Source organism: Bacillota bacterium (genome assembly GCA_030019365.1).
GTDB lineage: Bacteria > Bacillota > Sulfobacillia > JACIYH01 > JACIYH01 > JACIYH01.
Window position 1 is genome coordinate 184,981 of record JASEFA010000002.1, and the last position, 22,876, is coordinate 207,856.

Consider the following 22,876-nt stretch of genomic DNA (forward strand, 5'->3'; position numbering starts at 1 on the left):
CGCCACCTACTGTCGGACCTAAGGATTATAATCCAGCTTGGGCATGGCCCGTTCCGCCACAAGGCTAGTTCTCGGCGGCCCCACACATTCTCCACATGCGTGTCACGAAACCCCATTCGTCAGGAGGCGTCTGGGCTATGGTTAAGGTCGAGCGTAAAGACGGGCCGACGCCGGCCGGCGGGGCCTATGCAGTGGCCGTGTACATGGACGACGAGGAGAACGTGGTGGACAAGTCGGTTGCCACCCGTGTTGTGATCACTGAGTATGACGAGAGGGGAGAACGGCTCAGGGAAACGTGGGCCTATCTCCCCTCGCGATCGGCCGGGCCGGCTGCAGTTTGAGAGCGACCGCGTTGTCCCCCGTTTCTGCGGTCGACCGCGGTGTCCTCCGCTTCTGTGGCGAGCCGCACCATGGACTCCCACCTCTCGTAGAGCGCGGCAAGGTCCTTCTCCACCCGGCCGAATTCCTTCGACGGGAGAGTCTCGGGGTTCTCATACGAGGCGGGGTCCTTGAAGAGTTCCAGCAGTTCGCCCCTCCTCTTTTCCAGGGCCTCAATCTCGTCCTCGAGCCGCAGGATCTCGGCCTGTAACGCTCTGCGCTGTGCGTCCTCCGGTGGAGCGCCCGCGGCCATGCGCGCCCTGCCCTGGCCGCCTTCCCTCGGCGGATCGACGCCGGGCGCGCGCGGTCTGCCCTGGCCGCCTCGCTCGCTCCGGGGGCCTGGGGACGGGTCCGGCCGCGTCCTGGCCACTGCCCCGCCCGCAGCTCCTGCCTTGTCCGTCCTGAGGGCAAACGAGGGTAGGTCGTCCTCGAAGACAACCGCCTCGCCGGCTTCGACCTTCCTGCGGTAGTCCGAGTAGTTGCCCCGGAAAACCCTGATCCTGCCGTCCTGGAAAAGCCAGAGGTGGGTGGCCAGGCGGTCGATGAAGAAGCGGTCGTGGGACGCGAATATGAGAGTGCCCGGGAAATCCCTGGCCGCGTCTTCAAGGGCCTCGCGCGAGGCCATGTCCAGGTGGTTTGTGGGCTCGTCAAGGAAGATGAGGTTGGCCCTGCTCACCACCAGCTTGGCGAGCATGAGCCGGTTCCTCTCGCCCCCGGAGAGGACACAAACCTTCTTCTCCACGACCTCGCCCGAGAACAGGAACCGGCCCAGGAGATCCCTGGCCTCCTGGTTGGTGAGGCCGAGGGCTGTGACTTCCTCAAGGACCGTGCTCTCGTCGTCCAGATCGTCCAGTCCCTGAGAGAAGTAGGCGGTGACGACATGGTGACCGATACGGACTTCCCCGTCGAACTCCCGGTCGATGCCAGACAGGCACCGGAGGAGGGTCGTCTTGCCACACCCGTTGGGGCCAACGAGGGCGACGCGGTCGCCCCTGCGCACCTGCCAGGTGAAGCCGCGGAACAGGACTCTCGCGCGAGGATCTTCCCCGCCATGGTCAGCGTCCGGCCCCGCCCCGTCACCGGGTGATCCGGGGAGTGGGAAGCTCTTGCCCAGTCCGGTCACCTGGAGCACCTCTTCCCCCGACTCCCGCCCGAGGTCGAACCTGATGCCCATGGCCCGTTTAGCCCGCCTGGGTTTCTCCACCGTCACCAGCCGTTCCAGCATCTTCTCGCGGCTCTGGGCCTGTGCCTTCCGGGTGGGCGTGGCCTTCCACTTCTGGATGAAAGCCCGGGTGCGGGCGATGAGTTCCTGCTGGCGCCGGTACGCCTCACCTTGCGTCCGCCGCTCCTCCTCCCGCCGCGCGAGGTAGGCGGAGTAGTTGCCGGGGTAGAGCTTCCCCTCTCCCCCCTCCAGTTCCAGGACCTTGTCGGCCACGCGGTCGATGAAGTACCTGTCGTGGCTCACCATGAGGACGGCGCCGGGGTAATCCTTGAGGAAAGCCTCCAGCCATTCCACGCCTTTCACGTCCAGGTGATCCGACGGTTCGTCCAGGAGCAGCAGGTCGGGCTGCGCGAGGAGTAGCTTGGCCAGCGCCAGGCGCATCCTTTCGCCGCCCGAGAGCACGTCGGGCACCTTGTGGAAGGCATCGGGGGTGAAGCCCACGCCCCCCAGGATCGCTTTCGCCCGATGCTCAAGGCGGTAGCCGTCCGCCGCCTCGAACCTGGCCGTCACCCGCGCGTACTCCTCCATAAGGCGTTCTCCCGCATGAAGGCCCGCGCTGTCCCCATCCTCCGCCGCGAGATCCTGGCCCCCGCCCGCGAGGTCCTCGCCCTCCACCGAGGAGTCCTCGCCCTCGCCCGCGCGGCGTCTTGCGTCGTCGTGGAGGTGGGCCATCTTCTGCTCGATGGCCCCCATGCGTGCTGCCAGCTCCAGGATGTCCCGCCTGGAGGCCAGGACCTCCTCAAGCACGGTGCCCTGGAAAGCGGGCGGGTCCTGCGAAAGGTACCCAATGCCCTTCTTCCCGACTACGGCAAACCGGCCCTCGTCAGGTTCCAGTTCGCCTGCGATAATGCGAAGAAGCGTCGTCTTACCCTGGCCATTCCGTCCGACCACGCAGACCTTCTCTCCCTGGCTGACGGTGAAGGAAACGAACCTGAAAACCGGGCCGGCACCGAAGTACTTGCCCAGATCACTCACAATCAGGATGGTCACCTTTGAGTCCCCCTCGATCAGGTGTTCGATAGGAAGGGCACAATCAGCGCCGGCAGCTTAAGCGCGGCTCTGCATGACCACTCCGTTCGAACGCTCGATCACTGAGGAAGACCCCCTTTCCCCGGCACCTGGGTGCCGCACGGAACTATATCGCGTCTCACCCTGCGCGCGCAAGTGGCTGCTTTCCGGCGCCCGTCGTCTTTCGCCCCATGGCTTCACCCACGCAACGCGGGCGACGGGTGGAGACCGGTGCCGCACTGAATGTCCTGCCTCTCGTACGTATCTGGAGCAGGGAACGCCACCTGCTGGCCATCTCCATCCCAGACCAGGCCGTATGACGGGTGGCCCCACCCTTACGTCGCTGGCTTCACCACCACCTGATGGTGACCACCTTCTTCTCCGTATAGAACTCCACGGCATCCATACCGGTAGCGTGCAGGTCTCCGAAAAAGGAGGCCTTCCAGCCCGTGAAAGGGAAGAAGGCCATGGGGGCGGGCACCCCCACGTTTACGCCGAGCATGCCGGCCTGGATGCGATACCGGAATGTCCGGGCAGCGGCACCGCTTTGGGTGAAGATGACCGCCGCATTACCGTAGCGGGACCGGTTGGCGAGGTCGATGGCCTCCTCCAGAGTTTCCGCCCTCATGACCACCAGCACCGGCCCGAATATCTCTTCCTGGGCAATGGCCATGTCCGGGTTCACGCCATCCAATATGGTAGGACCGACGAAGTAGCCGTGGGGAGGCACGTCCGCCCGGCGGCCGTCGAGGAGGAGCCTGGCCCCTTCAGCCACGGCTTGCTCGATCCAAGCCTCGACTCTCTCCTTATGCTCCCGCCTGATGAGCGCGCCCACCCGCACGTCGGGTTCTATCCCGTTACCTACCCGCAGGCAGCCTGCCTCCCCCACCAGCAGGGGCAGAATGACTTCCCCCGCCTCTCCCACGGCCACCAGGACCGAGCCCGCCAGACACCGCTGACCCGCGTTGCCGAAGGCCGAGGACAGGATGGCGCCCACCGTTTGCTTGGGCACCGCATCCGGCATCACGATCAGGTGGTTTTTTGCTCCCACCAGGCACTGAACCCGCTTACCGTTCGCCGCCGCCTGGGAATACACGTAGCGTCCTACCCGCTCCGTCCCCACGAAGGAGACAGCCCTCACCGCCGGGTGAGCGAGGATGGCGTCCACCGCCTCCTTCTCCCCGTGCACCAGGTTAACCACCCCGGCAGGGAGATCAACTTCCCTCAGCAACTCCACTAGGCGAACAGCAGAAAGGGGGCAGCGCTCCGACGGCTTGAGTACGAAGGTATTACCGCACGCGACGGCAATGGACATCAGCCACAGGGGAAACATGGCCGGGAAGTTGAACGGGCATATGCCCGCCACCACCCCCAGCGGAGCCCGGAATAGCTCCTGGTCCACGCCCCGGGCGGCATCCTCCACCACCCGGCCCATCATCAGGGTGGGCATCCCGGCCGCAAACTCAACCGCTTCTATCCCCCGCCGGATGTCACCCCTGGCCTCTTCCAGTGCCTTGCCCGCTTCGTGCACCGTGAGCCGCGCGAGCTCCTCCAGATGGTCCTCCAGCACCCGCTTGTACCGCATCAGTTTGCGCCCGCGCTCCACCACTGGCGTTTCCCGCCATGCCTGGAAAGCCCGGGCGGCAGCTACCACTGCTGCGTCCACCTCCTCTGCCGGCGAAAGGGGTACGCGGGCGAGCAACTCCTCCGTCGCAGGGTTGGGCACGGGGAGACTGTGGGTCGCCGCGGAAGGACGCCACTCCCCTGCGATGTAGTTTCTCAGCACCTTCCCAATCAGGTCCAATGCCTCCCAACCTCCCATCGTCAGCCGGGAAAGCCCCTCATCTGAGGGCCGCCGCCAGGGCGGGCACGATTTCTGCCGGCGAACTCACCACGCGGGCTCCCGCTTCCGAAAGCGCGCGGGCCTTGCTTTCCACTGTGCCTCGATCACGCGCTATAATGGCTCCGGCATGCCCCATACGCCTTCCCGGCGGAGCAGTACGTCCCGCCACGTACGCCACAACCGGCTTGGCCATTGCGGCCACAACGCGAGCAGCCATTTCCTCCTGAACCCCACCTATCTCACCGACTATGACCACCGCCTCCGTCTGAGAGTCATCTTCAAACGCCCCGAGGACTTCCCCCAGGTCGAGACCAACCACAGGGTCGCCCCCTATGCCGATCACGGTGCTCTGGCCCAACCGTGCCTCGGTCAGCCGGCCCGCAACCTCGTACGCGAGCGTACCCGAGCGGGAGACTATGCCCACGGGACCCAGAGAGAAGAGGCTCACCGGCATGAGCCCCAGCTTGCCGATGCCCGGGGACATAAGGCCGGGGGTATTGGGCCCGATCAGAGTCGCCCCCTTTGCCCGCGCACGTTCCCGGGCCCTCACCGCGTCGAGAATGGGGACGTTTTCCGATATGAGCACTATCAGCCGTAGCCCCGCGTCAACAGCTTCTTCTGCAGCTGCCAGGGCACGGGCGGCCGGAACGAAAATCACGCTGGCGTTTGCTCCGTATTTTTCCACCGCCTCAGCTACCACGTCATGGACGGGAAGCCCATGTACGCGGTCACCGCCCTTGCCCGGGGTCACGCCCGCCACGACGGGCGACCCGCATTCCAGCATCCAGCGGGTCTGCACGCGGGCGACACGGCCGGTAATGCCCTGAACGATGGCCCTGGTGTCTTGGGTGAGGAATACCGCCACTCCTAGCCCCCCATCAGATCGGCCAGACAGTCGACGGCCGCTTCCGTGTGAACCGATTCCACCACATGGGCCCCGCACGCACGCAGCATGGCCCACGCCGCTTCCTGCTCGTTTCCCAGGGCCTTCACTACCACGGGAACATCCCCGGGCAGCGAACCCAGGACATCCACGACACCCTCCGCAGCGGCCACCAGGGAGTTGACGCCCCCGTACACGTTGACTATGATCCCGCGCACACCGGGTTGTCCGGCCACCAGGCGAACCGCGCCGGCCATGAGCTGGCGGGTTATGCCTCCGCCCGTCTCCAGGAAGTTGGCCGGCTTCAGGCCACGATCACGGACCAGGTCCATAGTGCACATGCCCAACCCGGCACCGGACGCCACAATGCCCACGTTTCCGTCCAGGCGCACGTAACGCAAGCCCAGCTTTCGCGCTTCCAGCTCCCACGGATCGGCTGGCTCGCTTTCGCGGGCAGGCCAGGCGGGCCTCCTGTACGCGGCCGCGTCGTCGGCCACCACCTTTGCGTCCAGGGCAATGGCCCGGCCGTCAGGTGTCAGCCCGAGGGGGTTGATCTCCAAGAGGGTGAGGTCAAACTCCAGCATAAGCCGGTACAGGCCCCAACCAAACCGGGCCACTTCTGCCAGGACCTTCCCGCCCAACCCGGCCCCCCACAGGAAGCTCCTCACCTGGTGCTCGCGTACTCGGTCGACGGGGACAAGGGGTAGCGTGAGTATGCCCGATTCCCCGGGGGAGCCCCCGAGCCCACCCGGATCGGAAGTTACCGCTTCCTCCACATCGACTCCACCCCGGGGGGCGAACATGAGCACCGCCCCCCCGACCCCGCCGTCCACGGTCACCGCCAAGTATGACTCCCTCTCCACCGCGATCTTTTCCTCGACGAGGACCGCCCGTACGGCACTGCCGCCGAATCCTGTCAGGAGCCGAGCGCACGCCTTCTCGGCATCATCCGGGGACTCTGCCACTACGACTCCCCCTGCCCGGCCGCGTCCACCGAAGGGTACCTGCGCCTTCACCACAGCCGCGCCGCCCAGCTCGGTGGCTATGGCGCCCGCCTGGGCGGGGGTGAAAGCAACTCCCCCGCGAGGCACCGCCAAACCAGCCCGGGCGAGCAGGGTCTTTCCCTCGTGCTCAAGTGACGTCAAGCCATCACCTTCCCGCGCAGGATGGCGGCTACTACCCCGCGCACATCTTCTCGAGCGCCGCGTACGCCGCGGTTACGCCGGCCTGCATCCTTTCCACTTCCTCGTCAGGCAGGTGCCTGAACCGCCGCTGGCGACAGATGTACTCGGAAACCGGTACCCGATCGCGCACCCGGAACGTCAGGCGCCATCGACCGCGGTCTACCTCGACCAGGTTGAAGCTGAGGGAACGCACTGCCAGCCGCGCCATTTCGACCGTCAGGTCGGGGCCGAACCCCCACCCCGTGGGGCACGGGGTGTGGACGTGAAGGTATGCTGGGCCCCCGCAATCCCTGGCCCTGTTAGCCTTCAGGACCAGATCGTCCACGTAGCCCACGGATGCGGTGGCAGCGTAAGGTATTCCGTGGGCAGCCACCAGCCTGAGCATGTCTTTGCCGCCGCCCATCTTGCCACCGGGGGTGGTGGTAGTGACAGCTCCGCTGGTGGTGGAGCCACTGGCCTGGCCCCCGGTGTTCATGTATCCCTCGTTGTCATAACAGACGTACATGATGCGGTCCCCGCGCTCGAGAGCCCCCGAGAGGGCCTGCCACCCTATGTCAACCGTTGCCCCGTCGCCGGCGAAGCCCAGGACTGTAACATCGTGTTTCCCCTGCGCATCCAGACCGGCCCGGATTCCGGACGCGTAGGCCGCTGTGCTCCCCAGGTTGCCCTGGAACCCCGGGATGCGTACCGCGGTTTGCCTGCCATACCCCGAGAACACTGCGGCACACCCCGGCGGGATCACGACTATGGTCCGTCGTCCCAGGGCGTTCACGACGCTCCGAAAGGCGATCTCCAGCCCGCACCCCGGGCAGGTTCCCACCCCGTGGGCGACCAGGCTCCCCACCGCCGTCACAGACACTGGCTCCCACCTCCCTCACGGCCCCCGGTACCGCCCGGCGGAAAGACACGGATGGCGAAGGGATCGGGTCCCAAGTCCATCCACCGCGAACCTTCCCAGGGCAGGGCGCCTTCCGCCACCTCGAGAAGGGACGAAAGGGCCCTCTCCAGGGTGGCTGGTGTGATGTCACGGCCTCCCAGACCCGCCACAAACCCCACCACGGTCTGCGGCCGCCCCCCGCCAGTACCCCCCTGAGGAGCAAGGGCACTTCTGGTCTCTACCAGCACGGGTCCACCCTCAGCCCCCAAGCCGGCGCTGCGGTCGAGCACCCCGATGACGGGCACGTCCGCAAGAGCTTCGCGCAGAGCCCGGAAAGGAAAGGGCCGAAAGCAGCAAATCCTGAGCACACCGACCGGTTTCCCCTGCCGGCGCAGGCCGCCGGCCACCTGGCGCGCCGTTCCCGCCGCAGAGCCCAGGACCACCAGCACTGCGCGGGCGCCTTCCACTCCGTCTGCCTCGATCAACCCGTAGCTCCTTCCGAACAGGCGGGCGAACTCGCCCGCCACCTCCGGCCAGACGGATGTCACGGCCTCCAGAGCGCACTTCTGCTGAAACCTCATCTCGGTGAAGTCCTCTGGAGGAGTAAGGTCGTTCACGAACATGGGGCGGTCCACGTCCAACACCAGGTTGCGGGGAAGATAGCTCCCCACGAAGCGGTCGACTGCAGCCTGGTCGGGGACAAGCACGGGCTCGGTGGCGTGGGAAACGAAGAACCCGTCCATACATACCATCGCTGGCAACAGAACCCGTTCATCCTCGCAGACCCGATAGGCCAAGACGACTAAATCGAGGCATTCCTGGGCGTTGGTCGCGTACAGTTGTACCCAACCCGCCTCCCGCACGGACATGGCGTCTCCGTGGTCACACCACAGACTCCACGGCGAAACCAGAGCGCGATTGACCACCGGCATGACGATGGGCAGACGGCACCCGGCCGCGACCCCTAGCACCTCGTGCATGTATGCCAGGCCCACGGAAGACGTGGCCGTTGCGGCTCTGACCCCGGTGAGCTGAGTCCCGATGACACAGGAAAGGGCGCTGTGCTCAGACTCCACCCTTACGTACCTAGCTTCGAGAGACCCCTCCAGAACCCAGCCTGCCAGCGATTCGGCGATGGGACTCTGCGGGGTGATCGGGTAGGCAGCCACGACCCGCACCCGCGCCAGGCGCAGGGCTTCGGCAGCCGCGCCGTTCCCGTCAAGCATCTTCCTGACCTGCACCATGCTCCTTACCTCTCACCGCTCCGGTATCATGGCGATGCAGCGCCGCGGGCAGACACGGGCGCAAATCCCACAGCCGTTGCAGTAACGGAGATCGACCCCCACTTCGTATGTCCCCCCGCTCTCGGCCACCGTTACCACCCCGGGCGGACAGTACTTGGCGCACAGCAGGCAACCGGCGCACTCAGCCGGTTCGATGCTGGGGCGAGTGCTACGCCAGGCCCCCGTTTCCCAGTTGTTGAAGCTCACCGCCACCGGACCGAGCAACCTCGGGGTGGAGCATGACATGGGTCAACCCTCCCTCGCCAGAGGGCGCGCCGCCTCGTAGCACCGCCGGGCGGCCTCCGCGTTGGCCTCTCCTCGCGGGCCCGGGAATGCGTCCATGAGGGCTGCGACCACCGCCTCCAGACTCACCCCGCCCGTAGCCGCAAGCAGTCCCAGCATGGGGGAGTTGGGGATATCGCGGCCCAAAACCTCTCGCGCTATAGCGGAGGCGTCGGCGCAGACCAGGCGGCGGGCGCCCGGCCAGCATCCCATTGCCGAGGCACACGATTCAGGAGAACCGTTCACCACAAAGAGGGTGCCGGTAGTCGCGCCCGCATCCACCTTAACGCCGTGCCGGCTGAGGGCCAGGTCGAACACCAGCACGAAGTCCGGGCGGTAGACAAAGCACCTGCTCAGGACAGGCACCTCATCCGCCATCACGTCGGCCGATACTGGCGCCCCTCGCCGCTCGTGGCCGTAAGCGGGTATGGCCACCGCATACTTACCCTCATACAGGGCAATGGCTGCGGCGAGCACCCGGGCGCCCGTGACCACTCCTTGACCGCCCAGACCGTAAAGCTTGACCTGGATCACAGGACCTCTCCTTCCTGATGCTGCCGTATGGTGACGGCGCTGCGCAGGCCGTACCAGACCCGGATCGCTATGACACCGGCGGATACGATCAGGAAGGCGGCTGACACGGGACGGCTGAGCAAGAAGAGGGGATTGCCCCGGCCCATGATGAGGGCCTGGCGGAAGGACTGCTCCACGATGGGCCCCAGCACCAGTCCGATTACCATAGGTATGGGCTCGAACCCGCACCGCTTCATGACAAAACCCAGCAACCCGAAAAACAGGCAGACCCATACGTCGAAGAAGCTGTTGTTGATGCTGTACGCCCCCACCAGGGCCACTACCGCCACCACCGGCATCAAGATGCGGGGCGAAACCCTGAGCAGGGAGGCGAACACCCCCACCAGGGGCAGGTTCAGGATCAAGAGCATGACGTTACCGATGTACATGCTGGCCACCACACCCCAGAAAATCTGGGGGTGGTTGGGAATGAGCAGCGGACCGGGCGTGATACCGTGGATCATGAGCCCGCTGAGCAGGACGGCCACCGGAGGCGAGAAAGGTATCCCCAGGGAAAGAAGGGGGATGAATGCAGCCGTGCCGGCCGCGTTGTTGGCCGCCTCCGGACCCGCCACGCCCTCGATGGCACCCTTGCCGAACTCCTCCTTCCGCCGGGATATCCCCTTCTCCAGGGCGTACGAACCCAGGGTGGCCATGGTGCCGGCCGGGCCCGGGATCAGCCCGGTCACAAAACCCACCAGAGCGCCCCGCAACCACGCACCTGCCGACCTCCCCAGCTCTCGCCGGGTGGGGTAGAGATCGCGATAGCGAACTCTGGGAACCTGTCCCACCTGGTAAGGGGAACATACCACGGAGAACACTTCTCCCAGTCCCAGCAGTCCGATGGCCACCACCACGAACTCCAGGCCCTTTGCCAGGCCGGAAATGCCGAAGGTGAAACGGATACCCCCGCTCACGGTGTCCATGCCCACCGTTCCCATCATCAGCCCCGCGAGAATCATCAGGAATGAACGGGAGGGAGCCCCGCTGGTGATAGTACTGAGGACCACCAGGCCGAACACGGCTATGGCGAAGTACTCGGGAGGCCCAAAGCTCACGGCCAGCCGGGCAAGAGGGGGGGCGAAAAGCATCAGGCCCACCACGGCCAGGGTGCCTGCCACCCACGAACCCAGGGCGGACACGGCCAGGGCCGCTCCGGCCCTACCTCTCCTGGCCATCTGGTAGCCGTCGAGGGTGGTAACGATGGCGGGCTCCTCGCCCGGCATGTTGACAAGGATGGCTGTGGTCGAGCCGCCGTACATGGCGCCATAATAGATCCCGGCCAGCATGATTATGCCGGTGGTGGGGTCCATTCCGAAGGTAAGGGCCAACAGCACTGCCATGGCCGTGGGGGTGCCAAAACCGGGCAACACCCCGGTCAGAGTGCCCACCAGCACTCCTACGAAGCAAGCCACCAGGTTGTGGGGAGCAAGCGCCAGACTGAATCCCGCCAGAAGGTGTCCCAGCATGTCAAAGACGACCTCCCGATCCGCTCAGAATCCCCACGGCCCCAATGGAACTGGGACGCGCAACCACCAGCCCAGCACCAGCCACAGTGACGCCGACACCAGGACGCCGATTACCAGGGCACGCCCCGTACCGACCCCCGTGAGCTTGAGGAGCCCGACCCCCAGGAGCGCGGTGGGCCCCACATAGCCAAAGCGGGACATAAGGGGAATGTATGCCCCGCAGGCCGCAGCAAAAACCAAAACGCGGCGCACACCCCGGCTGGCCTCCGGCGACGGGACCGGCTCCTTCCCCGGCGTTCGAGCGCCAGCCGCCTTCCATTCGCCCCAAGCCTGCCCGAAGCACAGCAGCGCGAGCACGCCGGCCGCAACGGCCACCAGGAGAGGGAAGAAGCCGGTACCCGGGTGAGAGACGTTGCCCAGGTCAAGCCGGGCAGCACTCAATCCGTAGACCCCGATACCGAGCAGTAACCCGCCCAAGAAAACCAAGGCCTCCATGCCCAGCCCCCCGTCCAACCGGACTGCCCACCCCGGCCGGGGGTGCGGCACCGACCCCCGGCCGGAGAAAGGGCAGACCCGTTCTACTTGGGCCTCGGGATACCAAAGGTCTCAGGCGACTTCTTGGCCACACCAGCGTCCTGGAGAAGCCAGGCAGCCCTGCTAGTCCAGCCGTCCAGGTACTTGCGGGCGTCGTCGCCCACCTTGTTCACCGGGCGCAGGAACATCGTCTTGGCCTTCTTAGCCCACTCCTCGTCGGCAAACGCTTTGTTGATACCGTCCAGCAGTGCCTTATTGACGTCACGGGGCACTCCCGCAGGGGCGAACAGGCCGAAATAGGGCCCGTAGGGCAGATAGGGCTTCATCTCCGGGAACACTTCCCCAAGGGCCGGCACGTTGGGTAGGTCGGGATGACGCTGGTTATCGAGTATGGCCAAAAGCTTCAGGGTGCCCCCCTTGTGGTGCTCGATCACGTTGGTCACCGATTCCATGGTTGCGTCCACCTGTCCTCCGATGGCGGCCATCACGGCCGGCGCCCCGCCCTGGAAGGGGACGTAAGTGAATTTGGTGCCCAGGTACTTTTCCATGACCAGACCGCTGACGTGGGCCATGGCCGCGGGTCCCGCGGTGGAAACCTGGATCTTGCCCGGGTTGGCCTTTGCTTCGTTAACGAACTGCTCCACACTGGTGAAGCGGCTGTTGGCAGGCACCGCCAGCCCCACTATCCCTTCCGCAGCGATACCGATGGGCTCGAAGTCCTTGGTGGGGCTAAGATTCACAACATCCATGACCTGCCACACCGACATGGTTTCCGAGCCGAACAGCAGGGTGTACCCGTCTTTGGGCGCCTTTGCCACATCCGAAGCGCCCACGGAACCGGCAGCGCCAGCCTGGTTGGAAACCACCCAGGTGCCGCCCAGGTACTTCTCCATGAGGGGAACGATGACCCTGGCCTGCACGTCGGTAATGCCACCTGGCGGCCAGCCAACCACCACCTTCACCGGGTTCTGCGGCCATTTCGGCTCCTGTTTGGAAGCGCAACCTGAGCCCAGCGCCCCGACCAGCATCGCCACCGCCAGCACCGCCGCCGTCAGCAAGAACCCGATCCTCTTGTTCATGTCCACCCCCCACTTTCCTAATTTTCATGCTCATGGGCGTGCGGCTGCCATTCTGACAGTTCTGCCGGCCTCACCGCGCTCGCAACTGGCGGAAGGCCACTTCTTGTTCACCCCCCTTTCCGCTGCGCACTCAAGCTAACCCCCTAAGCCAGGCCGAGCTTCCTGCAGGCATACGGGATGCGGGGCAGATTGGGCAAGGCAGCGCCTATCATATCTTCCAGCGAGGAGTAGGCCGATTGATCGAGAAAAGCCTGCAACTCCCGTAGCATCTCGGGAAGCGAGCCAGGCCCGTACCAGTACATGGCGGTGCAAAGCTCCACAGCCCTCGCTCCCACCATGAGGTACTCCACCACATCCAAACCACGGGTGACCCCTCCCGAACCCACCACCGGCGTCTTCAACACCCGGACCATGTCAGCGGCACACTTGATGCCCATGGGCTTGAATACCTCTCCACACACGGCGCCCGTCCCTTCGGGATTGCCGATCCGCGGCCTGGCCGTGGCGGGATCGATGAGCATCCCACCCGGGTGAGGCGGGATGACCTGCCCGTCGGCCCCCGCCCGCTCTATGGCCAGCCCCAGGCGAGGAGAATCCCAAACGTACTCCCCCGGGTATTTCATGAACACGGGAATCCGCACTGCCGCCTTCACTGCCCTGGTAACCTCCGCCGCCCGGTCCGGGTCCAGCGCCCAATACCTGCCGATGGGCTCGTCCTGCCCCACCAGGGGTCCCCGGTGCGGGCAGTAGATGTTCGCCTGAATGGCGTCGGCCCCCGCCTGCTCCAGCTCGCGGGCGATCACCGCATGTTCCTCCGGCGACCGGCCGGCCAGGCTGGCGATTATGAGGCACCCCTCGCCGTGCACAGCATCTTTGACCGCGCTTATCCTCTCCGCCATAACCTTGTAGCCCGGGTTGGGGAGTCCGCCGGATACAAGCAGGTACCTGTCCTTCTCGAAATACAGGTGGGGCTTGGGGTTCCCCTCCAACGGTTCGATGGTGGTAGTCTTGCTGACTATGGCTCCGAATCCCGCCCGCGCGAAAGTGAGCATGCCCTGCTCGGACACCGTCAGGTCGGACGACCCGAGTACGAGAGGGTTCTTGAGTACGAGGCCCGCCAACCTAACCGTCAATTCCTTCATCACAAGCACCTCCCGGCAAGAATCTGCTGCCACAGCTCGGCTGGTACGGAAATTCCCTCGGTCCGGTGTTTTCGCTCAGCCTGAGACTCGATTTCTCCCGGCAGGTAGACCTCCTCCACCCCGGGGAGAGCAGGGCAGGCCTTGATGAGGCCCACCAGCTCCTCCATTCGCTGCCGGAATTCCTCCACGGGCACGAAGGTGGCCACGTCGAGGGCCATGAGGAAATGCCCTACTCCGCCCGGCCCCGTGGTGTCCTCCAGGCCCCGGACCCGGTGAGACAACCTCGCTCCCGACAAGACCCCGCACAGGACCTCCACCACGAGGGAGAGTCCATAGCCTTTGGCGCCCCCAAACGGTAGCAGCACCCCGCGGAGGGCTCGCACGGGGTCTGTGGCCGGCCGGCCCTCCTCGTCCAGGGCCCACCCCGGTGGAATGGCCTCGCCCCTCTGCGCTGCCTGCCTTATGCGGCTCCTGCCCGCCACGCTGGTCGCCATATCCAGCACCACAGGGTCCCGGCCGGGACAGGGGATGGCCACTGCCAGCGGGTTGGTACCCAGCACAGGCCGCCTGCCGCCCCAGGGCGCCACGGCCGCTTCCGCGTTGGAAAGGGCCACCCCCATCATATCCTGCCGGGCAGCAACCAGGGCGGGATACGCCGCTATGCCGAAGTGGGAGGAACGATGCACCACCGCGCACGCCAGGCCCAGGTGGCGGGCCCTGGAAACACAGGCTTCCATAGCGCGGACCGCCGCCACCTGCCCCAGACCATCCCGGGCATCGACGGCCACCGCAGCCGGGGCCAGCTCCTTCACCACCGGCCCCGCCTGCGGGTCTATGACCCCCAGGTCTAGCTTCCTGAGGAGCACCGGCAGACGCCGCACCCCATGCGAGGTTACCCCGCGCAGATCGGCAAGCACCAGGGACTCCGCCACCAGGCGGGCGCTGGCGGCAGGAACCCGGCGGGCAACCAGGGCAGCCGCCACGGCGGCCTCCAGCTCTTCCCACCTCACGCGCACGCCGGCGTTTCCGGGCTCCGATGTGGAAACGACCATGCCCAGCACTCCCGTCTACGGGATCAGCCCCATATTCCGCAGGATCGACCTGAGTTGCCCGCGAGCCTCTTCCGGCAGGTCGAGCATGGGAAGGCGAACAGGCCCCGCCGCCAGGCCCACCATCTGCATGGCCGCCTTTACCGTGGCGGGTTGACCGTGAGCTGACGCGAAAAGGCGATACTCCGCCCAGCCATCGAACGCCCGGACCGCCCGGCATAGATCCCCCTCCATGGCCGCGTTATAGCACTCCAGCATTACCTGAGGCATGAAGGAGGAACTCACCGACGTGGTCCCTACCGCTCCCAGGGCGAAGCACGGAAGCATCATGACCTCCGACCCCGAGAACACCCTGATCTTATGGCCCACCAGCCGCACGGTGGCGTCTTGTTCGGAGATGTCCCGGGTACCCTGCTTGACGCCGACCACCCGGGGTATCTCCGCCAGGCGCGATATGAGCTTGGGGCTCAGGTTCACTCCGGCGCGGGAAGTGTTGTAAACCAGGATGCCGATGTCTGCCGCATCGGCCACCGCCCTGTAGTGGCGGACTATGCCCTCCTCCGGCCGGTGCGCGTAATAGGGCGCAGTAACCATTACCCCGTCCGCCCCGATGGAATGGGCGTAGGACGTCAGTTCGACCGCCTCTCGGGTGTTGCTGTGGGAGGTGCAGACCACGACCGGCAGGCGGCCGGCCACGTGGTCCACGGCCGTGCGGAAAAGGAGCCTCCGTTCCTCCATAGAGAGGGAGGAGAACTCCCCCAGACTGCCCCCGATGATCAGCCCGTGCACACCGTTAGCAATTAGGAAATCGAGGTTGCGCTTAAGGCCTTCCGTGTCCAGCTCGTAGTCGGGACGGAAGGGAGTGACCACTACCGTAAACACGCCCTGCAAACGCTTTCTCAACTCTTCCGGTTGCACGTTAACTCCTCCTCGGTCCGGTCATCATGACCGGTGCTCGGGCAAAGGCGGCGCATAGCACCAGACCAGACGGATGGGTTCATCTCCCGTATTCACCAACTCGTGGGGAACACCGGGCGGTGCAAATAGCGCCGTCTCCGGCCCAACGTCATACTCGCTCCCCGAAATCCTGAACTTGCCGCGACCGGACACGATGAACATGGCCTCCTCTTGCTCGGGATGCACGTGCTCGGGGATGCGGCTCCCCACCGCCGTCTCGTTCAGCCCCAGGGAAAGATGTTGAGCGCCAGCATTCTTTCCCGAGATGAGCAGCTTCGAGGTACGAGGCGGGGTCTTGTGCACCCCCTGCACCTGGCTCTCGTGAACTACCACCTCCATCTCTGCATCTCCCTCCCCTATGGCTTCCTGCGGGCACAAAGTGGCGCAGGTCCCGCACTCGATGCACAGGCCAGGGTCGATCACCGCCGTGTCGCCCTCAAGCCGGGGTGCACCCTGGCTGCACGAAGCAACGCAGACTCCGCACCCTATGCACTTGCTCGGGTCCACTCGGTACACCGGATGACCTCCTATCGGATGTAGGCTCGCACTGGGTCAATCACGTCCCGTAAGAGCCGCAACTCCTCTTCCGTCGGCTCGGGGGTGCGCGGCACCGGCTCCGGCTCCCCCAGGGAGAACCCCGTATTGGCCTGTACTTCCTCCCACGTGACCCCCGGGTGCAGGGCAACCACCCGCATCCGGCGCGAAACCGGGTCGAAACCCAGCGTCCCCAGATCGGTGATCACCCTGGACGGCCCACCCCCTCTCAACCCCGCCTCTTCCCTCTCCCTTCCCCCCCTCAGGAACCCGGGCGAGGTGAGGTAACTCACGCGGGCCGGGAACTTTCGTTTCTCGTGGCGCATGACGATCAGGGTAGCCCGGGCTAGGGAGGCAATATCATTGGCTCCACCGCTGCCGGTGAAATGCCTGATTCCCCCTTCGGGCAAGGGAACAGCCGTGGTGTTGACGTTGCCGTACTGGTCCACCTCCAGCCCGCCCAGGAAACCTACGTCCACCAGACCCCGGTGCAGGATAGAGGCAAGGGTGCCGATAAAGCCGGAGGTGAAGCAGGTGGCCCCGTACCAGAGACGGGGGTCGGCAATGCCCACGGAAGGATGAATCGGCCTGGGATCGACCACGCCGATTTCCAGCACGATGGTCAACCGGGGTGCGTGGGTCATCTTAGCCAGTACCGCCGCTACCTGGGGAAGCCCCAGACCCACGACCACCACCTGGCCGTCTCTCAGCTCGTGGGCCGCCGCGACCGCCATCAGTTCAGCCCTCGAGTACCGTGCCACCGTTTTCACCCCCGGCATAGCCGAGCGCCCGGTCGGCGCGCAGAGCCGCCATCCGCTTCAGCCCGCCCACTCTCTCCAGATAACCCCAGTGATCGCACCCCAAAACGTACTCGTCGAGGTATCTTCGGGTTTCTCCCCGCCGCGCATACTCGGCGTACAGCTTCAGGTGTTGGGCGTCGTAGTCGTAGCACCTGTACACCGAAGTGGGATGGGCGGCAAACGGGATGGGCACCACGGCGGACACCCGGAAGCCCGGGATGACCACGGTGTCCACGTGTTGCTCCGTCCACTCAGTAGATACCAGCTCCTCCGCCAGCACTATCACCCGTTCGCTGGCCAGCACCTGCTGTTCGTCCCACCGGGGACCGAAAACCCATGAGTTCCCGTCGGGGTCCGCCAGCTGCGCCACCACCACCGCCACATCGGGCTGTAGAGCTCGCAGCAACATCACCCGGCTCCCACTGAAGGGACAAGTCCCCATGAGTACCTGGTCCGGATGGGACTGACAGAGCCTCTCCAGTATCTCGGATCCCAGCATGGTCTGGGCGGGCAGGTAAGGGATGCCCAGGGAACCGGCCAGGAAACGGAAGGTGATGGCCAGCCCGCTGTATTCTTGGACTTCCACCCCGCCCCGTTCGATGGCCCTGTTGACGTTCCAGCTAGGCCCGAACCTGTCCAGCGACCCACCCCCATATAGCAGGCGCCTGACTGCGCCGGCCGCCACAAGCAAGTCCGTATCCATGCCGGCGATGGGTTGGGAAATGGTGAGATCCTTCTTCCCCTGACGGATCAACTCGCGCACGAAGGCAATCGGGTTGCGGGCGATGGCGAACCCGCCCAGCGCCAGGTGACCTCCGTCGGGGATCGACGCCACTGCCTCCGGGAGGGTGGTGACCTTCATCAGCCTGCCACCCCCTGGGAGCCCGGACCATACGGCACCACCACCAGCCGACAACCGGACTCGCCGGCCTCTATCCGGGCCAGCTCGCTGACGGAACCCGCCACCTGGTCGATGGCCGTCATGATCACGTTTCCGCAAGGACAGCAATAGACGTGCCGGCCACTCTGGCTCAGCGCCAGGTGGGCTCGCAAGAGGCAGCAGCCCCGTACGGAGATCCTGAGCACATTGTCTTCATCCGATACCCAGGAAACCTCGTCCGCCACCCCCTCCTGTCCCAGTGCCCTTGCCGCTGCAGCCAGCGCGCCTTCCGGGTCGCAGGCATCCGCCAGGGCGGGGTGACGCCGCCGCAGGTATTCTGTGCCGACCAGGGTGGTGCGATATCGGGCCCCCATCCCCCGCTCGTCCCAGAAAGCCGCCTCCAGATCGTGTACCACCGCCTCCATGAAGCTCCCCGCCGGCGGAGAGGGTAGCGCCGTGGGAACCGCCTCCCCGGTGCCGGGGGTCACTGTGACGGGTCCGGGCGGGAACAGCGGATTTCCGAATCGCCCCGAGAAGCACAGCTCTTCCAGGGCAATGCGGGGGCGGGGCTTGGGGATGCGATCCGTGTACCCCATGGGAATTATGCTTATCACCTTATACCCGGGCGGCACTCCCAGCATCTCCTTGAGCTTGAGTTCGTCCCGGATGTCTATGCAGGGTGCGATCACCCAGCACGCCCCCAGGCCCATCCCGGCGATAACGAACAGCATGTTCTCGATGGCGGCGGAGCAATCGTAGGGTAGGTCCCAAACCTCCTTTCGGCCGCACACGACGATGACCACCGGGGCTTCCGCCACGAAGGCGGAAACCGCCCCCGAGGTCAGCTTCTGGAAGACGGCCCGGCGCTTCTCGGGATCCTGCAGCCCGGCGAACCGCTTGTCCATCTCCTTGGTCACGTACTCACCTGTGAACCGGCGACCGCTGCCCCTCCCCGAGATCCGCCCCAGCTCCGCTATCGTAGCCTTGTCGCGCACCACGATGAACCGCCACGGCTGCGCGTCTTCACCGGAAGGGGCCTGTCTTCCCGCTTCCAGCACGGTGCGCAAGACCTCCTCTGGAACGGGATCCGGAAGGTACCTGCGCACGCTCCTCCTCAGCAGCACGATGTCCATGGCGGCTTGGCCTAAGTCGGTCGCCTGCCTGCTGTCCATCCCCGCACCTCCCGCGCGACCCAAGATTCGGTCGACCACTGGAGCGCTCTGCCTCCGCCATCAGGGCGGGTAGCCCAGAGTGTACAGGTGGCGACCTCCCGGAGCCAGCGGCCCTTTCAGCACCGCCTCCACTTCTTCGCGCGGCCGTTGGGTCACCAGCTCGATCGGGGGTAGTTGCCCGGGAGGGAAGCGCTCCATGATCTCGCCGATGAACTTCACCATGTAGTCAAAAAGCGCCTCCAACCCGGGGCGGGCCTTTTCGCCGTCGGCCAGCGTGGGACGTCCGATTACGCCCTCGGGATACACCAGCACCTCAAGCCCGGAAAGACCCACCTGGCAATGACCCGGGATGGGATACTGGTAGATGTCGCCGCCCTTGTCCACGTGCCCCTCGGAAACGAACCCCCGCGGCTGCGTGTCCACGGCGTCCTCCACCCTGACCATCTCCGGGAACAGCGCCACGGACAACGACGTTTCCGCCTCGTCCGCGTGTCGGAATGGCGTCTCGAACGGACCCCCGTGAGCCCGATCCTTGAGATGGGGCACTATGGCGGTAGGCCAGTTGAGCAACACGATGATGGCCGGTACCTGGTACTTCTTAGCAAACTGGTGAATGGCGACGGGGATCACGTATTCCTGGCCGTGCCCGTTGATCCAGACTTGCTTCCGGAAACCGGCGTTCCAGAGGCCCGCTGCCACCGCCCGCAAGTAAGCGCAGAACACGTCCTCGGGGATGACCACCGTCCCCGGCATGCCCAGGTGCTGGGCCGGATGGGAACCGTACCAGATGGGCTGGGCCACCGTGCAACCAGTCTCCAGGGCAACCGCCTCGGCCATGCGCGTCACCAGGAAGGTGTCTTCCCCGTATGGTCCTCCCGCACCGTGGTTTTCCGTGCTGCCGATGGGGACGATGATGAGGTCGTTCTTCCGCAACCGATCTGCCACCTGGCGTCCGGTCATATTCTGGAAGTACACGCCTGTGGCCCGGTCCATGTGCCCCCCCTCGGGGGGGATCTTCCAGCGCCCCATCCTCTACCTCCTTTACTTCACGGGTATGGCCATGTCGGGAGCCGACTCGCTCTGCCTGGCCTCCGGGAAGTACCGCCGCATGAACTCGGCCACGATGGCCGCCTGCCTGGCCATGGCCGCCCCTTCCGCCGGTCCTGTGATCTCCCCGTGCGCGGAAAGGGCGGAGTTGCCGCACTTCAGGTGGATGGGCGAACCTATGCGGACCATCTCGGGGGCTTCGTAGGTGCGGATGAACCCTCCCGAAGCGGGTGGATTGTCAGTATGGACATCAAGAGGGACTGATACCGCCCCCCTCAGGGCTGCCACCATGGGCAGGCTGAGATCCCGCACCGGGTTGATGCTGTCGGCCCCCATGCGCTCCAGAACCTTGAAGGAGGCCGGGTTGCCGTGTCCGCAGTGGGCGGACACCTTGAACTTGACTTCCCCCGGCAGCTTGCCCGCCGACCGCAGCTCGTTGAGAACCCAGAGGAGCCCCTCGTCGTACACCAGGATGCCGCGGATGCCCGCTTCCAGGATGCGGAACACGTCCTCCACTGCCCGCACCACCTGTTCCATACCCCGGAGACGATATCCGATGCGCACACCCTGGGTGGACAGCCGGGTGGCGCTGGTGTCATACGTGGCCCGCGGCCCAACAGACATGTTCAGTTCGACTCCGTAGTCGCGACACATGGCGGCGTATTCTTTCACCTCTGAAAAGGTGTGCCGAAAGGCCCCGTAAGTCTCGTCCACCCGGTTGATCACCACCCCCAGCTCGCGGGCGGTTTCCAAGAGGGCCTTCAGGGCCGCGGCCGAGTTCACAGTGGGTATCTCCAGTCGGTAGTGGGCGCCATCCGGGAACGTCTGCCCCGAGGTGGGCAGGTCGTGCAGGTCGCCCTTGGGCAAGCCCAGTTGCTGCATCATCTCTCTGGTTTTCTCGAACATCTCCCCTACCTCCCGTCGCGCGTCCATTTCCCGCCAGCCGCACCCCCGGGCGGTGCAGTTCATCGCCATACCTCCGCCATCGCACTTTCGTCTATGTCGAACACCACCCCGTAGGGCGGCAACGCCTCGCGGTAGAAATACTCGGGCAGCCGGTCCCATTGGACACCCGGCTCCGCGCGCTCGTTGAATCCCCGCTCGAGACGCAGCACGGAAAGAGCCAGATCCCCCAGTTCCTCCGGGGTAACCTGCCAGCGGTACAGGGCCCGGAGCAAATCAGCGGCAAGCCCCGGATTGGCCACCAGAGGCGGCCGTGCGAACAGGCAGAGACCCAGGGTATCGATTATCATGGCCGTTATCTGCAGGTCGCGGCTGAGCTCCACCTGCCCTTCGGCCAGAAGTTGATTGACTCTGCCGCGCGACCCGAAAGCGTTCCCCGCCGTGTGGTCAGCGCCCATGGGCGACGTCGCGTAGGTGACCCCGTTTCCCTTCATGGCCCGGGGGTCGTACCCGGGCATGGCCTGCCCCCTGGCCACGGGCACCCGCGCCACCCCGTAGGCGGCACCGGCCACGGCGGCGCCAGAGGCCACCAGGCGGGCAGCCGCTTCCCCGCGGGCCAGGCCCCCGATGAGCGCAGCGGCCTCCTGGACGTGGCCGAAGGGCAACGCGCCCGCTTCCATGACGACAGCCAGTGCCGCTCCGGTCTCGATGGTGTCCAGGCCGAGGTCATTACACAGGTAGTTGAGTCTGGCCACGGCATCCAGGTTCCCCATCCCGCAGTTGGATCCCAGCAGGGCGATGGTTTCGTACTGGAGGTTGCTGACCAGCATCCGACCCCTGCCATCGGGGAACACGTTGCCGCAGCGAATCACGCATCGGGGCATGCACGGGATGCCCGTCTTCCCCTCGCCACCCCTCTCGGCGATCAAGTCTGCCATTCGTTCCCCGCTCAATTCCTCTACCGCTTCGCATTGACCTCGAGAGAAGTTGTTGGTGGGGAGAGCACCGCAGGCATCGACTGCCCGCACGATGGAAGCCGTCCCGTACTTGGGATACACCTGACCGGTCTTGGGATCTGACAGGAGCGCCTGGTTGAACGAACGCGCCAACTGCGCGAACTCCTGACTGCCACCACCGTGAGCGTCGCCGGATCCGTCCAGCACCACCACCGCTTTCAGACCCCGGCTACCCATGAGGGCACCCAGGCCACCCCGGGCAGCAAACCGGGGTCGGAACCCCAGGTCTGAAACGGCCACGGCGGCTCCTCGCATGCGCAGCTCCCCTGCCGGCCCGATACAGACCGCGGCCGAGCGCTCGCCGAAGGTGTCCCGGAGCGTGCTCAGGGTCTCATACACCCCCAGCCCGGCAAGTTGGGGAGCTGGCTGCAACCGCGCTTCGTCGCCCACCACCAGCACCCAGCACTCGCCGGGTTCGGCCGCCCCTTCCACCACCACGGCTTTGATCCCTTGCTGGGCCAGTTTGTGCCCGGCCGTCCCTCCCGCATTCGCTTCCTTAATGCCGGCGGTGAGGGGACTCTTGCCTCCCACGGAGAGGCGGCCCGAACTGGAAAGAGCAGTACCGGCCAACAGGCCAGGGGCCAGCACCAGGCGATTGGAGGGACCCAGGGGGTCGGCCCCCGGGGGAACTTCGGTTGCCACGATGGTAGAGGTGAGGGCTCGCCCGCCCAACTGGGCCCAATCCTGCGGACAGGACTCAGTCCAAACGCGTTTGCCGGTCATGTCTACCCGCACCACGTAGGGCACCGCACGAGACCTCC

22 protein-coding genes are annotated in these 22,876 nt (G+C 65.7%); 1 reads left to right on the forward strand and 21 read right to left on the reverse strand.

The window, feature by feature from the left end; genetic code table 11:
- Positions 1–137: 137 nt before the first annotated feature.
- Positions 138–341 (forward strand): hypothetical protein, encoded by a 204-nt coding sequence (locus QME70_04190; GenBank protein MDI6893804.1) that lies wholly within the window; start codon positions 138–140, stop codon positions 339–341.
- On the opposite strand, the gene QME70_04195 is transcribed toward QME70_04190, so the two are convergent.
- The 21 genes from QME70_04195 to QME70_04295 form a co-directional block, all read right to left on the reverse strand.
- Positions 302–2,590, reverse strand: coding sequence for an ABC-F family ATP-binding cassette domain-containing protein (locus tag QME70_04195; GenBank protein ID MDI6893805.1), 2,289 nt, complete (start codon positions 2,588–2,590; stop codon positions 302–304). The two genes, QME70_04190 and QME70_04195, sit on opposite strands and share 40 nt — an antisense overlap.
- A 367-nt stretch (positions 2,591–2,957) precedes the next feature.
- The gene (locus tag QME70_04200; protein MDI6893806.1) at positions 2,958–4,403 is read right to left on the reverse strand and encodes a CoA-acylating methylmalonate-semialdehyde dehydrogenase; all 1,446 of its coding nucleotides are present in this window, start codon (positions 4,401–4,403) and stop codon (positions 2,958–2,960) included.
- A gap of 46 nt (positions 4,404–4,449) precedes the next feature.
- Entirely contained in the window at positions 4,450–5,316 is an 867-nt protein-coding gene (gene sucD, locus QME70_04205; GenBank protein MDI6893807.1) for a succinate--CoA ligase subunit alpha, read from the reverse strand.
- Between the two features lie 2 nt (positions 5,317–5,318).
- Positions 5,319–6,479, reverse strand: a complete 1,161-nt coding sequence (locus QME70_04210) for an acetate--CoA ligase family protein (GenBank protein ID MDI6893808.1) — start codon at positions 6,477–6,479, stop codon at positions 5,319–5,321.
- A 31-nt stretch (positions 6,480–6,510) separates the two neighbouring features.
- Complete coding sequence (locus QME70_04215) at positions 6,511–7,377, reverse strand: thiamine pyrophosphate-dependent enzyme (protein ID MDI6893809.1); 867 nt, start codon at positions 7,375–7,377, stop codon at positions 6,511–6,513.
- Entirely contained in the window at positions 7,368–8,639 is a 1,272-nt protein-coding gene (gene porA, locus QME70_04220; protein MDI6893810.1) for a pyruvate ferredoxin oxidoreductase, read from the reverse strand. The genes QME70_04215 and porA overlap by 10 nt, the downstream gene beginning before the upstream one ends.
- 12 nt (positions 8,640–8,651) lie before the next feature.
- Complete coding sequence (locus QME70_04225; protein ID MDI6893811.1) at positions 8,652–8,924, reverse strand: 4Fe-4S binding protein; 273 nt, start codon at positions 8,922–8,924, stop codon at positions 8,652–8,654.
- A 3-nt stretch (positions 8,925–8,927) separates the two neighbouring features.
- Positions 8,928–9,494, reverse strand: a complete 567-nt coding sequence (locus QME70_04230; GenBank protein ID MDI6893812.1) for a 2-oxoacid:acceptor oxidoreductase family protein — start codon at positions 9,492–9,494, stop codon at positions 8,928–8,930.
- On the reverse strand, positions 9,491–11,002 hold the full coding sequence (locus tag QME70_04235) for a tripartite tricarboxylate transporter permease (protein ID MDI6893813.1): 1,512 nt from the start codon (positions 11,000–11,002) through the stop codon (positions 9,491–9,493). Before QME70_04235 ends, QME70_04230 begins: the two co-directional genes overlap by 4 nt.
- A 24-nt stretch (positions 11,003–11,026) precedes the next feature.
- On the reverse strand, positions 11,027–11,497 hold the full coding sequence (locus QME70_04240; GenBank protein ID MDI6893814.1) for a tripartite tricarboxylate transporter TctB family protein: 471 nt from the start codon (positions 11,495–11,497) through the stop codon (positions 11,027–11,029).
- 83 nt (positions 11,498–11,580) lie between these two features.
- The gene (locus tag QME70_04245) at positions 11,581–12,615 is read right to left on the reverse strand and encodes a tripartite tricarboxylate transporter substrate binding protein (protein ID MDI6893815.1); all 1,035 of its coding nucleotides are present in this window, start codon (positions 12,613–12,615) and stop codon (positions 11,581–11,583) included.
- 143 nt (positions 12,616–12,758) lie between these two features.
- Entirely contained in the window at positions 12,759–13,757 is a 999-nt protein-coding gene (locus tag QME70_04250; protein MDI6893816.1) for a hypothetical protein, read from the reverse strand.
- Positions 13,757–14,809, reverse strand: coding sequence for an Ldh family oxidoreductase (locus tag QME70_04255; GenBank protein MDI6893817.1), 1,053 nt, complete (start codon positions 14,807–14,809; stop codon positions 13,757–13,759). Before QME70_04255 ends, QME70_04250 begins: the two co-directional genes overlap by 1 nt.
- 15 nt (positions 14,810–14,824) lie before the next feature.
- Positions 14,825–15,724 (reverse strand): 4-hydroxy-tetrahydrodipicolinate synthase, encoded by a 900-nt coding sequence (gene dapA / locus QME70_04260; GenBank protein MDI6893818.1) that lies wholly within the window; start codon positions 15,722–15,724, stop codon positions 14,825–14,827.
- A 24-nt stretch (positions 15,725–15,748) separates the two neighbouring features.
- Complete coding sequence (locus QME70_04265; protein MDI6893819.1) at positions 15,749–16,279, reverse strand: cupin domain-containing protein; 531 nt, start codon at positions 16,277–16,279, stop codon at positions 15,749–15,751.
- Between the two features lie 11 nt (positions 16,280–16,290).
- Positions 16,291–17,058, reverse strand: coding sequence for a CoA-transferase (locus QME70_04270; GenBank protein MDI6893820.1), 768 nt, complete (start codon positions 17,056–17,058; stop codon positions 16,291–16,293).
- Complete coding sequence (locus tag QME70_04275; protein ID MDI6893821.1) at positions 17,036–17,959, reverse strand: CoA-transferase; 924 nt, start codon at positions 17,957–17,959, stop codon at positions 17,036–17,038. Before QME70_04275 ends, QME70_04270 begins: the two co-directional genes overlap by 23 nt.
- Positions 17,959–19,149: a nitroreductase family protein gene (locus QME70_04280; protein MDI6893822.1), complete on the reverse strand. Its 1,191-nt coding sequence runs from the start codon at positions 19,147–19,149 to the stop codon at positions 17,959–17,961. Before QME70_04280 ends, QME70_04275 begins: the two co-directional genes overlap by 1 nt.
- 60 nt (positions 19,150–19,209) lie before the next feature.
- A complete protein-coding gene (iolN, locus tag QME70_04285) occupies positions 19,210–20,178 on the reverse strand; it encodes a 3-dehydro-scyllo-inosose hydrolase (GenBank protein ID MDI6893823.1) in 969 nt (322 codons plus the stop codon).
- Between the two features lie 12 nt (positions 20,179–20,190).
- Complete coding sequence (locus tag QME70_04290) at positions 20,191–21,165, reverse strand: peptidase (GenBank protein MDI6893824.1); 975 nt, start codon at positions 21,163–21,165, stop codon at positions 20,191–20,193.
- Entirely contained in the window at positions 21,162–22,862 is a 1,701-nt protein-coding gene (locus QME70_04295) for an aldehyde ferredoxin oxidoreductase C-terminal domain-containing protein (GenBank protein MDI6893825.1), read from the reverse strand. Before QME70_04295 ends, QME70_04290 begins: the two co-directional genes overlap by 4 nt.
- Between the last annotated feature and the right edge of the window lie 14 nt (positions 22,863–22,876).

Bases quoted from the DNA above. Each gene is read 5' to 3' on its own strand.
- QME70_04245 (MDI6893815.1), bottom strand. From the start codon at position 12,615: ATGAACAAGAGGATCGGGTTCTTGCTGACGGCGGCGGTGCTGGCGGTG.
- QME70_04280 (MDI6893822.1), bottom strand. From the start codon at position 19,149: ATGGACAGCAGGCAGGCGACCGACTTAGGCCAAGCCGCCATGGACATC.
- QME70_04290 (MDI6893824.1), bottom strand. From the start codon at position 21,165: ATGAACTGCACCGCCCGGGGGTGCGGCTGGCGGGAAATGGACGCGCGA.
- QME70_04225 (MDI6893811.1), bottom strand. From the start codon at position 8,924: ATGTCATGCTCCACCCCGAGGTTGCTCGGTCCGGTGGCGGTGAGCTTC.
- QME70_04255 (MDI6893817.1), bottom strand. From the start codon at position 14,809: ATGGTCGTTTCCACATCGGAGCCCGGAAACGCCGGCGTGCGCGTGAGG.
- porA (MDI6893810.1), bottom strand. From the start codon at position 8,639: ATGGTGCAGGTCAGGAAGATGCTTGACGGGAACGGCGCGGCTGCCGAA.
- QME70_04235 (MDI6893813.1), bottom strand. From the start codon at position 11,002: ATGCTGGGACACCTTCTGGCGGGATTCAGTCTGGCGCTTGCTCCCCAC.
- QME70_04250 (MDI6893816.1), bottom strand. From the start codon at position 13,757: ATGAAGGAATTGACGGTTAGGTTGGCGGGCCTCGTACTCAAGAACCCT.
- QME70_04275 (MDI6893821.1), bottom strand. From the start codon at position 17,959: ATGAAGGTCACCACCCTCCCGGAGGCAGTGGCGTCGATCCCCGACGGA.
- QME70_04190 (MDI6893804.1), top strand. From the start codon at position 138: ATGGTTAAGGTCGAGCGTAAAGACGGGCCGACGCCGGCCGGCGGGGCC.
- QME70_04240 (MDI6893814.1), bottom strand. From the start codon at position 11,497: ATGGAGGCCTTGGTTTTCTTGGGCGGGTTACTGCTCGGTATCGGGGTC.
- iolN (MDI6893823.1), bottom strand. From the start codon at position 20,178: ATGGGGCGCTGGAAGATCCCCCCCGAGGGGGGGCACATGGACCGGGCC.